Annotated in this window: 15 protein-coding genes; 6 read left to right on the forward strand and 9 right to left on the reverse strand. The window is 71.3% G+C overall.

Annotation, left to right across the window (positions count from 1 at the left end; genetic code table 11):
- Positions 1–26 precede the first annotated feature (26 nt).
- Both ACFVYA_RS17510 and ACFVYA_RS17515 read left to right on the forward strand, forming a co-directional pair.
- A complete protein-coding gene (locus ACFVYA_RS17510) occupies positions 27–848 on the forward strand; it encodes a VOC family protein (protein ID WP_387046094.1) in 822 nt (273 codons plus the stop codon).
- Positions 845–2017, forward strand: coding sequence for a carboxylesterase family protein (locus tag ACFVYA_RS17515; RefSeq protein WP_387046096.1), 1173 nt, complete (start codon positions 845–847; stop codon positions 2015–2017). The genes ACFVYA_RS17510 and ACFVYA_RS17515 overlap by 4 nt, the downstream gene beginning before the upstream one ends.
- On the opposite strand, the gene ACFVYA_RS17520 is transcribed toward ACFVYA_RS17515, so the two are convergent.
- The 7 genes from ACFVYA_RS17520 to ACFVYA_RS17550 all read right to left on the reverse strand — a co-directional run bounded on the left by ACFVYA_RS17520 (position 1989) and on the right by ACFVYA_RS17550 (position 6346).
- The gene (locus ACFVYA_RS17520; protein ID WP_285987035.1) at positions 1989–2249 is read right to left on the reverse strand and encodes a glutaredoxin domain-containing protein; all 261 of its coding nucleotides are present in this window, start codon (positions 2247–2249) and stop codon (positions 1989–1991) included. The two genes, ACFVYA_RS17515 and ACFVYA_RS17520, sit on opposite strands and share 29 nt — an antisense overlap.
- Positions 2246–3016: an MBL fold metallo-hydrolase gene (locus tag ACFVYA_RS17525; RefSeq protein WP_387046099.1), complete on the reverse strand. Its 771-nt coding sequence runs from the start codon at positions 3014–3016 to the stop codon at positions 2246–2248. Before ACFVYA_RS17525 ends, ACFVYA_RS17520 begins: the two co-directional genes overlap by 4 nt.
- Complete coding sequence (locus tag ACFVYA_RS17530; protein ID WP_387046101.1) at positions 3013–3831, reverse strand: NUDIX hydrolase; 819 nt, start codon at positions 3829–3831, stop codon at positions 3013–3015. The genes ACFVYA_RS17525 and ACFVYA_RS17530 overlap by 4 nt, the downstream gene beginning before the upstream one ends.
- Before the next feature lie 109 nt (positions 3832–3940).
- A complete protein-coding gene (locus tag ACFVYA_RS17535; RefSeq protein ID WP_387046103.1) occupies positions 3941–5062 on the reverse strand; it encodes a hypothetical protein in 1122 nt (373 codons plus the stop codon).
- A gap of 36 nt (positions 5063–5098) precedes the next feature.
- Entirely contained in the window at positions 5099–5725 is a 627-nt protein-coding gene (locus ACFVYA_RS17540) for a hypothetical protein (protein WP_285987039.1), read from the reverse strand.
- Complete coding sequence (locus ACFVYA_RS17545; protein ID WP_103340129.1) at positions 5725–6180, reverse strand: RidA family protein; 456 nt, start codon at positions 6178–6180, stop codon at positions 5725–5727. Before ACFVYA_RS17545 ends, ACFVYA_RS17540 begins: the two co-directional genes overlap by 1 nt.
- A 4-nt stretch (positions 6181–6184) precedes the next feature.
- A complete protein-coding gene (locus ACFVYA_RS17550) occupies positions 6185–6346 on the reverse strand; it encodes a DUF4177 domain-containing protein (RefSeq protein WP_003068074.1) in 162 nt (53 codons plus the stop codon).
- Positions 6347–6447: 101 nt separating this feature from the next.
- On the opposite strand from ACFVYA_RS17550, the gene ACFVYA_RS17555 reads away from it, so the two are divergent.
- The 3 genes from ACFVYA_RS17555 to ACFVYA_RS17565 are packed head-to-tail and all read left to right on the forward strand — an operon-like array spanning position 6448 to position 8831.
- Positions 6448–6696: a hypothetical protein gene (locus ACFVYA_RS17555; RefSeq protein ID WP_387046106.1), complete on the forward strand. Its 249-nt coding sequence runs from the start codon at positions 6448–6450 to the stop codon at positions 6694–6696.
- A 21-nt stretch (positions 6697–6717) separates the two neighbouring features.
- The gene (locus ACFVYA_RS17560; protein WP_285987041.1) at positions 6718–7725 is read left to right on the forward strand and encodes an ArsA-related P-loop ATPase; all 1008 of its coding nucleotides are present in this window, start codon (positions 6718–6720) and stop codon (positions 7723–7725) included.
- Entirely contained in the window at positions 7722–8831 is a 1110-nt protein-coding gene (locus tag ACFVYA_RS17565; protein ID WP_285987042.1) for an ArsA family ATPase, read from the forward strand. The genes ACFVYA_RS17560 and ACFVYA_RS17565 overlap by 4 nt, the downstream gene beginning before the upstream one ends.
- A 45-nt stretch (positions 8832–8876) precedes the next feature.
- Here ACFVYA_RS17565 and ACFVYA_RS17570 read toward each other — a convergent pair whose 3' ends face one another.
- Positions 8877–9173: a WhiB family transcriptional regulator gene (locus tag ACFVYA_RS17570; RefSeq protein ID WP_285987043.1), complete on the reverse strand. Its 297-nt coding sequence runs from the start codon at positions 9171–9173 to the stop codon at positions 8877–8879.
- A 344-nt stretch (positions 9174–9517) separates the two neighbouring features.
- Between ACFVYA_RS17570 and ACFVYA_RS17575 the strand changes: the two genes are divergently transcribed.
- Entirely contained in the window at positions 9518–11707 is a 2190-nt protein-coding gene (locus ACFVYA_RS17575) for a transglycosylase domain-containing protein (RefSeq protein WP_387046109.1), read from the forward strand.
- 54 nt (positions 11708–11761) lie between these two features.
- Here ACFVYA_RS17575 and ACFVYA_RS17580 read toward each other — a convergent pair whose 3' ends face one another.
- Positions 11762–13450 (reverse strand): serine/threonine-protein kinase, encoded by a 1689-nt coding sequence (locus ACFVYA_RS17580; protein WP_387046111.1) that lies wholly within the window; start codon positions 13448–13450, stop codon positions 11762–11764.
- Positions 13451–13554: the final 104 nt, after the last annotated feature.

Genomic DNA, 13554 nt, shown 5'->3' on the forward strand with positions numbered 1-13554 from the left:
CCGGCGAAGCCGCGCACGCTGGAAGCATGGACATCGACCACACGGTCTTCCTGACCAGGAACCACGCGGACACCTGGCGGCGCTACGAACAACTCGGCTTCACGCTGAGCCCGCCCTCGCGGCACTTCGCGTCCCGCACCGGCAGCGGTGCTCTCATGCCGAGCTGCACGGCGAACCGGTGCGCCTACTTCGGTGGCTCGTTCCTCGAACTGATCGGCATCGTCGACGAGACGGCCGGCGATCCGTGGCGCGTCCTGCCCCTCCTCGACGCCCGCGGCGACGGCCTCCACGGCTGCTCCTTCGGCGTCGACGACTCCGACGCCGCCGAGAGGCGGCTGCGAGAAGCCGGGCTCTCGACGTCCGGGGTGCTGAAGCTGCAACGCGACGTCGAACTGCCGGAAGGCACGCGCACCGCACGATTCCGCAGCGTCCACATCAGCCGGGACCGCACGCCCGAGGGCATCCTCCACACGGCCGAGCACCTCACCCCGGAGTACCTCCACCAGCCGCGCTACCTCGGGCATCCCAACGGCGCCCGCGCCGTGGCCGGGATCCTCCTCGTCGTCCCCGATGACGAGGTCGGCGAGTACCAGCGGCGCTACGACGTCATCACCGGTGGCCACACACCGGTCGACATCGCCGGCGTGAGCGACCTCGACGCCGTCCTGCCCGGCGAAACCCCGCGGAAGCTGCCGTACTTCGCCGCCCACGGCGTCGTGGTGGCGGATCTCGCGGCGGCGCGGAAACTGATCGAGGAGCACGTCCCGACCACCACCCACGACCGCGGGTTCTTCGTCCGCGCCGAAGACGCCTTCGGTCCCGCGGTGTACTTCGAGGAGGCACGATGATCGTCGAAACCACCACCGGCCGGATCCGCGGCGAGCAGGGCGCGTTCAAAGGCATCCCGTACGCCACCGCGAAACGCTTCGAAGCACCGAAGCCGCCGAAGCCGTGGAGCGGTGTCAAAGACGCGCTCGAAGCCGGCCCCGCCGCACCGCAGCCGCCGTCGCGGCTGGAACACGCCCTCGGCCCGATGCCCCTGCCGCAGAGCGAAGACTGCCTCTCCCTCAACGTCTTCACGCCGTCGGCCACCGGAAGCCGCCCGGTGCTGGTGTGGATCCACGGTGGCGGGTTCTCCAGCGGCTCCGGCGGCCAGGTCTGGTACACCGGCACGCGCCTGGCCCGCGACGCCGACGCCGTCGTCGTGACGCTCAACTACCGGCTCGGCGCCCTCGGTTTCGCCGCGCTGGACGGGGTGCCGCCGAACCTCGGGATCGCCGATCAGCTCGCCGCACTGGAATGGGTGCGGGACAACATCGCCGCGTTCGGCGGGAATCCGGCCGAAGTCACCCTCGGCGGGCAGTCGGCCGGGGCGCAGTCGACGCTCGCCCTCTGGTCGGCGCCGCGGGCGAAGGGCCTGGTCAAGCGGATCGCGCTGCAGAGCGCACCCCTCGGCATGCGACCGTCCACGCCGGACGAAGCCGCCGTGTCCGCCGGGCGGCTCGCCGAAGCGCTGGCCGGCGAGGACATCCGCACGGTCCCGGCCGCCCGGCTGATCGCCGCTCAGCTCGCGGTCCCCGGCAAGCCCGGCTCGATCGAACCACCGTTCCAGCTCGTCGCCGACGACGACCTCGTCGCGAAGGACCTCATCGACGCCGCACCCGAAGGCCCCGCACTGATCAGCTGGACGCGAGAAGAACTGCGCGCCTTCGTCCCCGACGCGCCCCGAGAAGCGATCGACGAAGCGAACAGCCTCTTCACCAGCGACCGGCTGGCGAAGAGGCTCGGCGCCTTCACCTACCGCTTCGACTGGCAGGCCCCGGGCAACCGGTTCGGCGCCTGCCACTGCATCGACATCCCGTTCCTCTTCGGCACCCACGACGTCTGGCCCGCGCCCATGCTCGACGGCGCCCCGAAGGGCCTCGAGAACGAGACCGGCCTGCGGGAGGTGTGGGCCGCCTTCCTCCACGGAGAACGGCCCAGCGCACTCACCCCGCCGAAGCTGAAGCTGCCTTGACCGCCGCCTCGACCTCGGCGAAGGAGGGGTTGACCATCGCCCGCGATCCGACGATCACCGTCGGCACGGTCTCGTTGCCGTTCGCGACCTCGCGGACCCGCGCGGCCGCCGCCGGGTCCTCCCAGATGTTGATCGCGCGGACGTTGAAGCCGCTCTTCGACAACGGCCGCTCCAGCGCGGCGCAGAACCCGCACCCCGGCCGCCAATAGAACTCGACCTCGACGTTGCTCATCCGTTCTCCTCCGACCGCAAGTAGTCCAGCTGCGCCTGCACGCTCCACTCGGCGGGCGCCCACAGCGCCCGGTCGACGTCGGCGTAGACGACTTCGACGACCTGGCGCGGGGTGGCGTCCGCCCCGAGCGTCTTCAAGGCCGAACGCACCTGGTCGAGCCGCTGTTCCCGGTGGGCGAGGTACTCGCGCGCGGTCGCGGGCAGGTCGGGGAGCTCCGGACCGTGACCGGGCAGGCCGACCGTCCCGGCCGGCAGCTCGATCAGCTTCCGCAGCGAACGCAGGTAGTCGCCGAGGTCATGCAGCACCGTGGTGCCGCGCCCGAGAATTGTGTCGCCGGTCAGCACCTGGCCGTCGAGGACCAGCGACACCGAGTCGTCGGTGTGCCCGGGGGTGTGCAGGACACGAAGGGAAAGGCCGCCCGCCGAAATCACTTCGCCGTCCACAAAGGACGAAGCATCGACGCACAGAGCAGGGTCGAACGCCCGCACCGGCGCGCCGGTGCGCTCGGCGAACCACGGTGCGCCCTCGGCGTGGTCGGGGTGGCAGTGCGTAAGCAGGATCAGCTCCACCGCGCCGACCCCGGCCAGCAGCTCGAGGTGCGCGAGGTCGCGGTAGCCCGGATCGACGACCACGGCCGGGCTCGACGGCGTCGCCCGCAGCACCCAGCTGTTGGTGCCTTCGAGCGTCATCGACGACGGGTTGTTCTCCAGCAGCACCGACGCCGTCTCGGACACCTGGCGCAGCAAGCCGTACGCGGGGGCGCTCATCGCTGCTCCAGCACGACGCGGACGTGGTCGTTCTCGCGGACCAGCGTCGGGGCGATCCGGACGATTTCACGCGGCGCGTTCAGGACGTCGTCGGCGGTGGCGAACGCCGCCAGCTCGCTCAGCGTCAGCCACGTCGGCGGCATCAGCATCCGGCGGCCCTCGCGCGCGTCGGCGATGGCGTCTTCCGGGCGCTGCCAGCCGGAGCTCGACGCCTCCGACGTCGCCCCGTCGGCTTCCTGGCCTTCGGGCAGCTTCGCGACGTAGAACCGGGTGTCGTACCGGCGCGGCTCCTGCTCGGGCGTGATCCAGTGCGCCCACGGACGCAGCAGGTCGGCCCGCAGGGTCAGTCCCGCCCCGGCGAGGAACCCGGCCAGCGACACCTCCCGCGTCTCCAGGGCCTGGCGCGCCGCCGCGTACGGCGTGACGTCGGTGAGCACCGCGTCCGCGCCGCCCGCGAGCAGCACGCCGGACTCTTCGAACGTCTCGCGCACGGCCGCGCAGGTCAGCGCCCGCGCGAGCGCGTCGTCGCAGCCGAACCGCGCAGCCCACCACGCCGGGTCGGGCCCGGCCCACGCCACCGACGTGTCGGCGTCGCGCCGGTCGACCCCGCCGCCGGGGAAGACGGTCATCCCGCCCGCGAACGGCATGCCCTTGACCCGGTGCTGGAGGAAGACCTCGACGCCGTCGGCGCCGTCACGGACCAGGATGACGGTGGCCGCGTCCTTCGGCGTCGCCGGCGGGCCGTCGGCGTTGGCACGGGTGGCGACCCCGGCGCCGACCGGGATGTCGAAGACAAACTCCTTTGGCTGCTCCACCCGGGCAACATACCTCCGGCACCCGGCGTCCCGTCGCGCAGTTGTGGCACGCCGGACAGCACAAAAGCGGCACTTCCACGGGAAAGTGCCGCCCTGGTGCGAAGTGAACCTAGGGTGCGGTCCAGCCGCGCTGGTCGCCACCGGAGCGGGACGCGCCGTTGAGGCGCATCTTCGCCGCCTCGGCCCGCTCGCGCTCGGCCAGCTCGGCGTGCAGCTCACGCAGCAGCGCCCGGTCGCGCTCGCTCAGGCTCGGGTCGTCCAGGTCCAGCGCCGGCAGCTCGACGACCTCGTGCATCGACGGCTTGCCCGCGGCGATCTCGCGGCCCTTCTCCGGGTCCTCGGCCAGCGCCTGCCGCAGCTGCGCCACCTCGGCCGGGGTCAGGTCGGCGGTGCGTTCCGCCCGCGTCTCCGACCGCGCCTTGCGGGACGGCTCGGGCGCGGGTGGCGTCACGATCGGCACCACCGGGGCGACCGGCTCGGCCGGCGCCGTCGTGGTGCTCGACCGCATGCTGTGCCGGCTGCCCGACTCCGCGACCGGCTCCGACGACACCGGGGCCGACGGCTTGGCCGGCTCGGGACGGTACGTCGACGCGGGCGACGACGTCGTCCCGGTCACCCAGGCCGGCGACGCGGCGGCCGAAGCGGCCTGGTGGTACTCGGAATGCGCGACGCCCGGACCGCTGACCTCGACGACGGAGTGGATCCCGGCCCGGCGCAACGCCGTGTCGACGCGGAACGCGACGGCGGGCGGGTTGCCCTCCGGGCCCAGCTCGACGAGCACCACCCGCTGCGGCAGCGCGCCCGGCACGCTGCCCGCCGGGGTGTTGCGCCACACCGCGTGCACCGAACGGACGTCCGGCAGCACCTGCAGGGTCCGGTCGAGCGCCTCGGCGATGCCGAACTCCGGGGCGTTGTCGCCGCTGAACCGGTGCGTGTTGACCGGCTCGGCCTCGTCGACCAGCAGATCGTTCGCCAGCGTCGCGTCCGACCGGCTCATCTCGAGTACCAGCGCCAGCTCGCGCTGCTCGGCGGAGCTGACCGGGATCCGGCCCGCGATGAGCGTGCCGGTGGTCAGCTCGACCGCCTCGTCGATGTGGGCCCGCGCGATCAGCTCACGAGCTTCGGTGAGCGCGCTGTCGTCGATCCGGCCCGCCAGGGCCAGCAACAGGTTGTGCAGGCGCAGGGGCACCGAGAACCCGTCCATGGGCGGGCCGTCGTGGACCTCCACCATTGCCTTGCTCCCTCCCAGCTCGCTGGCGGGCGAGCGTTATGCGGCTACTAGCCGGGTCCCCGTCACCGCGCCCACGCAGACCAGCTCTGAGTCGGCCAGCGCGGCCCGGTGGTAACCCGGCAGGTCGAAGCGCGGCGGGATGACCTCGACGCTGGGCTCTTCGTCGCCCAGAACGCGCAGCACCCGCTGCAGTTCGCCGGTCAGCCTCGGCAGCCCTGCCTGCGCGGTGATGAGCAGGACGCGCTTGGCGGTCCCCTGCCCGACCACACCGACGTGTCGCCAGCTCTGCCGCACTTCCCCCACGTCCGGGCGACCCCGCAACGTTGCGTGGATCAGAACGGACACGGAGTCGACCGAGTTAACCCATTCGGGCGCACTCGACGTGAATGTGTACCGGTTCTCGGAGACGTCGTCTACCCCCAGCGTCGAACTGACCTGGTGCCAGTCGGCGCCGTGCGGGATGAGCCCGGCCACGAGCAGGCGGTACTCCGTCTGGTCGAGGTCAATCCTGTGCTTAAGCAAAGACCTCGGCAGGGTCCGGGCGAGGGTGCCCATGGCACCTTCGCCGAGCCAGTCGCGGAACCGCCACAGCAGCTGGTCGGGCAGCCGCCCGGCCAGCCGGATCAGCAGCTCGTGGGTGGACTGCTCGATGTCCGGGTCCATCACTGCACCTCCACGATCAGTTCGACCTCCACCGGCGAGCCGATGGGCAGCTCCGCGACACCGACGGCGGACCGGGCGTGGATGCCCGCGTCGCCGAAGACCTCGCCGAGCAGTTCGGACGCGCCGTTGACGACCGCCGGCTGACCGGTGAAGCCCTCCGCGGAAGCCACGAAGCCGACAACCTTGACGATCCGCGCGACGTTGTCAATGCCGACCAGCGCGTGCACGGCCGCGAGCGCGTTGAGCGCCGAGGTGCGGGCGTGCCCCTTCGCCTCTTCGGGACTGATCTCCGCGCCGACCTTGCCGGTCGCGGCGAGCACGCCGTCGACGAAGGGCAGCTGGCCGGAGGTGTAGACGTGCTTCCCGCTCTGGACGGCGGGCACGTACGCGGCCAGCGGGGCCGCGACACCGGGCAGCTCGATGCCGAGCTCCTTCAGCCGTTCGCTCCAGGTCACCGGGTCAGCCCTTCGGACGCTTCAGGTAGGCGACGTGCTGCTCGCCGCTCGGATTCGGCAGCACGGTGACCAGCTCCCAGCCGTCCTCGCCCCACTGGTCGAGGATCTGCTTCGTGGCGTGGATCAGCAGAGGGACGGTGGCGTACTCCCACTTGGTGGCGCTCATAGCCGCGAGCGTAGCCAAGCGGGCAAGCGCACCCGGGGCCACCGCCGGAAAACGGGATGCGACGCGCCGGGGTGTGGTTCATCTCACGCTAGCGTGGGCGCGTGGAAACGTGGCGGGTGATCGCGACGGCACTGCTCGCGGCGGCCGGGCTGCCGCTGGTGCTCGTCGTGATGGCGAAAGTGCGCGACCGGACGCAGAGCTCCGGGCAGGTCGCCGTCTCCGGGGTGATCACGTTCACCCTGCTCGTCGTGGTGGGCGTGCTCACCCTCACCGTGCTGCCCGGCCTCGTGAGCTGGGTGCTCGTCGCGGGCGTCGCCGCTGCGGCCAGCGTCATGCTGCTGGCCGGCTGAGCGCTGAATTAGGGTGAAGAAGTGACCATTTCCCATGCCGGCTGGACCGACGAGCTTGCCCGCGCCCGGCTGCACTTCGTCACCGGCAAGGGCGGGACCGGCAAGACGACGCTGGCCGCCGCGCTCGGCCTCGCGCTCGCCCGCGAAGGCCGTCGCGTGCTGCTCATCGAGGTCGAAGGCCGGCAGGGCATCGCCCAGCTCTTCGACACCGAGCCGCTGCCCTACGCCGAGCAGCGCATCGCGTCCGTTCCCGGCGGTGGCGAGCTGCGCGCGCTGCACATCGACGTCGAAGCCGCGCTGCTCGAGTACTTCGAGATGTTCTACAACCTGGGCTTCGCCGGCCGGACGCTGCGGCGGATGGGCGCGATCGAGTTCGCGACCACGCTCGCGCCGGGCCTGCGTGACGTCCTGCTCACCGGGAAGATCAAGGAGTGCGTCGGCCGGACCGAGTCCGACGGGCGGCACACCTACGACGCCGTCGTCGTCGACTCGCCGCCGACCGGCCGGGTCGTCAAGTTCCTCGACGTCACCAAGGCGCTGACCGACCTCGCGAAGACCGGCCCGATCCGCGGCCAGGCCGACGGTGTCGTCCGCCTGCTGCACTCCGGGGAGACCGCCGTGCACCTGGCCACGCTGCTGGAAGAGATGCCGGTGCGCGAAACCGTCGAGGCCGTGGCCGAGCTGGACGGCGCCGACCTGCGCCCGGGCGCGGTGCTGGTCAACCGGGTCCGGCCGCCGCGGCTGCCCGCCCGTTCGGTGACCGCCGCCGCCGACGGCCGCGTCGACGCCTCCCGCGTCCGCACCGGGCTCGCCTCGGCCGGGCTGAAGCTGCCGCAGGAGACCCTGGACGCGCTGGTCGACGAGACCGTCGAGCACGCCGTGCGGGTCGCCGCCGAGCAGCGGGCCCGCGAGCAGCTCGCCGAGGCCGACCTGCCGACCCTGGAACTGCCGGACCTGACCGAGGGCGTCGACGTCGCGGCCCTCTACGACCTGGCCGAAGCCCTGACCGACCAGGGGGTGCGGTTGTGACCACCATCGACATCGACGCGCTGCTCGACGCCCCGGAAAGCCGCGTGATCGTCTGCTGCGGCTCCGGCGGTGTCGGCAAGACGACCACGGCCGCGGCGCTGGCCCTGCGCGCGGCCGAGCGCGGCCGCCAGACCGTGGTGCTGACGATCGACCCCGCGCGCCGGCTGGCCCAGGCGCTCGGCCTGCGCGAACTCGGCAACCACCCGCGGCAGGTGCAGGTCGAGGGGTTCGAGCCGAAGGGCGAGCTCTGGGCGATGATGCTCGACATGCGCCGCACGTTCGACGACATGGTGCGCGTGCACGCCGGCCCCGAGCGCGCCGAGCAGCTGCTCCAGAACCCCTTCTACCAGACGATTTCCACGTCGTTCTCCGGCACGCAGGAGTACATGGCGATGGAGAAGCTGGGCCAGCTCGCCGCCACCGGCGAGTGGGACCTGATCATCGTGGACACCCCGCCGAGCCGGTCCGCGCTGGACTTCCTGGACGCGCCGACGCGGCTTTCCTCCGCCTTGGACGGCCGGATGATCCGGCTGCTCACCGCCCCGGCGAAGGCCGGCGGCTGGGGCCTGCGCAAGGTGGTCAACGCCGGGTTCTCGATGTTCGCCAAGGCGGTGTCGACGATCATCGGCGGCCAGCTGCTGACCGACGCGTCGGCGTTCATGCAGGCCTTCGACAGCATGTTCGGCGGCTTCCGCGAGCGCGCCCGCAAGACCGCGGAGCTGCTGCGCTCGTCCGGGACGTCGTTCCTGGTCGTGGCCGCGCCGGAGCCGGACGCGCTGCGGGAGGCGTCCTACTTCGTGGAGCGGCTGTCGGCCGAGTCGATGCCGCTGGGCGGGCTGATCGCGAACCGGACGCACCCGGTGCTCGCGAAGCTGTCCCGCGGGGAGGCACTGGCGGCGGCCGAGACGCTGCAGAGCGCCCCCTTGGCCGAGGCGGTGCTGCGGCTGCACGCCGACCGCGTCGAGCTGGCGGCGCGCGAGGAACGGCTGCTGGCGCGGTTCACCCGGGCCCACCCGGAGGTAGCGCTGGCGAAGGTGCCGGCACTGGCCGGCGACGTGCACGACCTCGACGGCCTGCGCGACATCGGCGTGAAGCTCGCGGGCTGAGCGGTACGGGCGGCGCGGCAGCAGGACCGCGCCACCCGTGGCCGGTCAGCCGACCTCGACGCGTTCCTTCGCGTCGCGCTTGGCCGCTTCGAGCAGGTCAGCCCAGCTCACCACGTCGGGACGGCGGCGCAGCAGCGCTCGCCGCTCCCGTTCGGTCATGCCGCCCCAAACGCCGAAGTTGATCCGGCCGTCGAGCGCTTCGGCGAGGCATTCCGTGCGGACCGGGCAGCCCATGCAGACCGCTTTCGCGCGGTTCTGCTCCGCACCCCGGACGAACAGGCCGTCCGGATCGGCGTCCCGGCAGGACGCGTTGATTCGCCAGCTCGACTGGTTGGTTTCCATACCCCCAGCTCCCTACCCTGGTGATCGACGCACCAGCGGGGAAAGGCACTGCGCTCCTTGCCCCCGCGAGCGTGTCTCCCTCAGCTCACGTCGGTTACCCGGGCACCTCCCCGGTGCCGGTGCCGCCGTTCGGACCAGGCGAGCTCCCACTCGCGTTGATCCATCCGTCGGCTTGTCTTCGTGAGACGTTGACGGACTGTAGGGGCCCTCGGTTCCCCCCGTCGAGACCCAGAATGCCTTCCGTTACCAGTTGTCACCGAAGGGGGTCTGTTTTGTCACTGATTTCACGCCGCCGGGGACACGGCGTCACCGCCGCCTGACTCACTCCGGGTAGCCTGGCCCTCGTGCGAAAAGCGGATGGTTTGTTCAAGCTCATCGGCCTCTGCCTGCTCGCGGGGGTGCTGGTCGCCGGCATGCTCTTCCCAGTCGTGGGGGCCGCCGGTGTCATGTCCAACCAGGCGAGCGAGACGGTCGAGAAGACCTCCTCCGATCTCGCGGACATCCCGCCGCCGCTGGTGACGACGGTCACCGACAGCACCGGCAAGCCGATCGCGACCCTGTACAACCAGTACCGGCTGCCGATCACCGAGAACCAGATCAACGAGGCCATGAAGTGGGCCCTGGTCTCGGTCGAGGACAAGCGGTTCTACGAGCACCACGGCGTCGACTGGCAGGGCACGCTGCGCGCGGCCGTCAGCAACAGCACCGGCGCCGACACCCAGGGCGCCTCGTCGCTGACCCAGCAGCTCACCAAGAACTACCTGATCAACGTCGTCTACCGGAACGACCCGATCGGGCAGAAGAAGGCCCAGGAGCAGTCGATCTCCCGCAAGCTGAAGGAAGCGCGGATCGCGATCAACCTCGAGACGAAGCTGACCAAGCAGCAGATCCTCGCCAACTACCTCAACATCGTCGAGTTCTCCCGGCAGATCTTCGGGATCGGCGCGGCGGCGCACGCGTACTTCGACACGGTCCCGGAGAAGCTCACCGTGCCGCAGGCCGCGCTGCTGGCCGGCCTGGTGAACAACCCGATCAACAACGACCCGTGGAACCACCCGGACAAGGCCACCGCGCGCCGCAACCTGGTGCTCGACCGGATGGTGGACAACAAGAAGCTGGCGAAGGCCGACGCGGACCGCTTCAAGGCCGAGCCGCTGGGCGTGGTCCCGGACAGCCCGAAGAAGCCGCCGGCCAACTGCATCGGCGCGGGCCCAGAGTCCGGGTTCTTCTGCCAGTACGTCGAGGACTACCTCCTCAAGGCCGGCGGGATGACCAAGGACCAGCTCTACACCGGCGGCTACACGATCAAGAGCACGCTGGACGAGCGCGCCAACCACGAGGCGAAGGTCTCGGCGGAGGCGCAGGTCAACAAGACGCAGCCGTACATCGCGAACACGTTGTCGCTGATCAAACCGGGCAAGGACCGCCACGAAGTGGTGGCGCTGGCGGCGAACCGCGACTACGGGCAGAACCAGGACGCGGGCCAGACGACGTACACCTTGCCCGCGGGTGTCTACAACACGGGTGGTGCCGGGTCGACGTTCAAGATCTTCACCTCGGCGGCGGCCCTCGACAAGAAGATCGCGGGGATCTATTCGCCGGTGGACATGCCGGACTCCTACACGTCGCACGTCTTCTGGACCGCCAAGAGCGGGTGCAGCACCACCCCGACCGGGAAGCCCAACTCCTACTGGTACTGCGTCGGGAACGCCGGGGACTACAGCCGGGTGGGTGCCAACGCGACGCTCCAGACGGCCCTGGCGACGTCACCGAACACCACGTTCGTGGCACTCGAGGACCAGCTCGGCGGCACCGGTCCGGCCATCGACATGGCCAAGCGGCTCGGTCTGCGCGACACGATGGGGAGCAACATCGGGGGCGGGACGGTCGATCCGAAGGCGGACAAGGACGAGAAGCGCCTGAGCCAGGCCGAGTACTACGGCCCGCGAGGGAACAACCCGGGATTCGGCGCGTTCACGCTCGGGTTCAGCCCGGTGAGCGGCCTCGAGATGGGCAACGTCGCCGCGACGATCCTCTCCGGCGGCGTGTGGTGCCCGCCGACACCGATCGCCGGCGTGACCGACCGCAACGGGCAGCCGGTGCCGGTCAAGGAAGCGCCGTGCGAGCAGGCGGTGCCCGAAGGCCTGGCGAACACCCTGGCGGTCGGGATGAGCAAGGACGACCAGCCGGGCGGCACCTCGGCCAAGGCGGCCAGTGAGGTCGGCTGGGACCGGCCGATCATCGGCAAGACGGGTACGACGCAGGCCAACGTCTCGGCGGCGTTCGTCGGTGGCACCCCGCAGATGGCGGGTGCGGCGATGACGTTCAAGTTCGGCGGCGGCAAGGGCGGTATCTGCGACGCCGGCCCCGGCCGGGTCAGTCTTTGCCCGGGCGGCCGTGACGGCAACATCTTCGGTGGGCACGCCCCGGCCCGGACGTGGTTCGGCGCGATGAAGAACATCCTGGACGCCAGCCAGCCGAGGTTGGAGCTCCCGGCCCCGGACCCGCAGTACATGGGCGGCGGCGCCCGCTAGGTTCACCCCGCCGAAGCGGGGCGGGAGGTCACCCCTCCCGCCCCGCTTCGGCGTTCAGCCGCCGGGCATGGTGGAGAGGATCTGCTCGTTCCACCAGTAGTAGAGCTGGTCCAGCTCGTCGGCGTTCGTCACCTTCGCCGACTTCAGCAGGCCCGCCAGCAGGTTCTGCTTGTCCGTCCACACGAGCATCGCCGGGTCGCCCAGGTAGCACGTCAGGTACTCGCCCGGCACCGGATTGCGCTTCTCCGCGCGGTAGTAAGTGCCCCAGATCTTCGGCACCTTCACCGGGCGGCACGCACCCTGGGCGTCGTTGCGGGTCAGCCCCTGCGCCTTCACGATGGCCTGGAAGAACGCGTCCATCGCCGCCGCGTCGGGGAAGCGGAGGAACCGTGCGCCCGTCGGCTGCTTGAGCACCACGTTCCCCGACGCCACATCTCCGACGTTCGAGTCCGCGCACTCCACCGCGGCCACCGCGCCCGCGTCCGGCGCCGCGTCGGCGCAGCTCGCGTTTCCCTGGTACGCCGAGGGCAGGGCGCCGTACAGCTTGGTGTCGTGCGGCGGCTTCGATTCCGAAGTGGACGGTGCTTCGCTGGAAGTTTCCGTTGCCGGCGCGGAAGTTTGGCCGGTGATCGAGGGATTCACCGGCCCCGGCCCGGCCGTCTGGGCCGCTCTGTCCTTCGTCACGACGTACGTGATCACCAGCGCCACCACGACGACTCCCGCCAACGCGGCGCAGAGCGCGATCCACCGGTTCCGCTGCGACTTCGCGGCCGGCGGGGCGATCGGCGGCGGTCCGGTGAACGGTCCCGTCGGCGGACCCGGGTGCGGCGCCGTCGGGAGCGGCATCGGCCGCGGCGGGGTCATCGGCGCCGGAGCGGCGTGCGGCACAAAGCCCGGCAACGTCTTCTGCCACGTCGGGATCGGCGGTGCCGGCGCGGTCACCGCCGCGCGGACGGCGTCGGCGAACGCCCCCGCCGTCGGGTAGCGGTCGGCGGGGTTCTTCGCCATGCCGCGCGCCACCACGGCGTCCAACGCCGGCGGCAGGCCCGGCCGCGCCTGGGAGAGCACCGGCGGCGGTGCGGTCAGGTGCGCCCCCATCTGCGCCGCCGCGCCTTCCGCCGGGAACGGGCGGCGCCCGGTCAGGCACTCGAAGAACACGCACGCGAGCGCGTAGACGTCGACGAGACCGGTGATCGGGGCGTCGCCGAAGCGTTCCGGCGCCATGTAGTCGAGGGTGCCGATCACGTTGCCGGTGCCGGTGATCGACGTTCCCTCCGCGGTCATCGACCGCGCGATGCCGAAGTCCACCAGGTACACGAAGTCGGCGCTCGTCACGAGCACGTTCGACGGCTTGACGTCGCGGTGCACCAGGTCGTCCGCGTGGGCGGCGTCCAGCGCGCCCGCGACCTGGGCCACGATCCCGGCGGCCCGCGCGGGCTCGAGCGGCCCGTCTGCCAGGAGCTCCTTGAGGTCGCGGCCTTCGACGAGCCGCATGTCGAGGTACAGGCGGCCGTCGATCTCGCCGTAGGCGTGGATCGGGATCACGTGCGGTTCCCGCAGCCGCGCGACGATCTGCGACTCGCGGCGGAACCGCGCGCGGAAGGCTTCGTCGGTGACGAACGGCTCGGACAACAGCTTCAGCGCGACGACGCGGTCGTGCGCCGTGTCGTACGCGCGGTGGACCTCGCCCATGCCGCCGCGACCCAGCAGGCCTTCGATCCGGTACGGCCCGAACTGCTCCATCGTTCTCCCCAAGCCCCCCGGCTCAAGACCTGTCGTCAGGCCGACGCAGATGCTAAGCGGCAGGTTCCCCGGAACGGCGGCGAAGTCATCCAACTGTTGAGCAC

It is taken from the genome of Amycolatopsis sp. NPDC058278 (assembly GCF_042881395.1).
Lineage (GTDB): Bacteria > Actinomycetota > Actinomycetes > Mycobacteriales > Pseudonocardiaceae > Amycolatopsis.

What these genes read in the sequence shown, in the direction of transcription:
- ACFVYA_RS17515 (WP_387046096.1), top strand. Translation starts at nt 845, where the DNA reads ATGATCGTCGAAACCACCACCGGCCGGATCCGCGGCGAGCAGGGCGCG.
- ACFVYA_RS17540 (WP_285987039.1), bottom strand. Translation starts at nt 5,725, where the DNA reads ATGGACCCGGACATCGAGCAGTCCACCCACGAGCTGCTGATCCGGCTG.
- ACFVYA_RS17525 (WP_387046099.1), bottom strand. Translation starts at nt 3,016, where the DNA reads ATGAGCGCCCCCGCGTACGGCTTGCTGCGCCAGGTGTCCGAGACGGCG.
- ACFVYA_RS17535 (WP_387046103.1), bottom strand. Translation starts at nt 5,062, where the DNA reads ATGGTGGAGGTCCACGACGGCCCGCCCATGGACGGGTTCTCGGTGCCC.
- ACFVYA_RS17580 (WP_387046111.1), bottom strand. Translation starts at nt 13,450, where the DNA reads ATGGAGCAGTTCGGGCCGTACCGGATCGAAGGCCTGCTGGGTCGCGGC.
- ACFVYA_RS17520 (WP_285987035.1), bottom strand. Translation starts at nt 2,249, where the DNA reads ATGAGCAACGTCGAGGTCGAGTTCTATTGGCGGCCGGGGTGCGGGTTC.
- ACFVYA_RS17550 (WP_003068074.1), bottom strand. Translation starts at nt 6,346, where the DNA reads ATGAGCGCCACCAAGTGGGAGTACGCCACCGTCCCTCTGCTGATCCAC.
- ACFVYA_RS17570 (WP_285987043.1), bottom strand. Translation starts at nt 9,173, where the DNA reads ATGGAAACCAACCAGTCGAGCTGGCGAATCAACGCGTCCTGCCGGGAC.
- ACFVYA_RS17510 (WP_387046094.1), top strand. Translation starts at nt 27, where the DNA reads ATGGACATCGACCACACGGTCTTCCTGACCAGGAACCACGCGGACACC.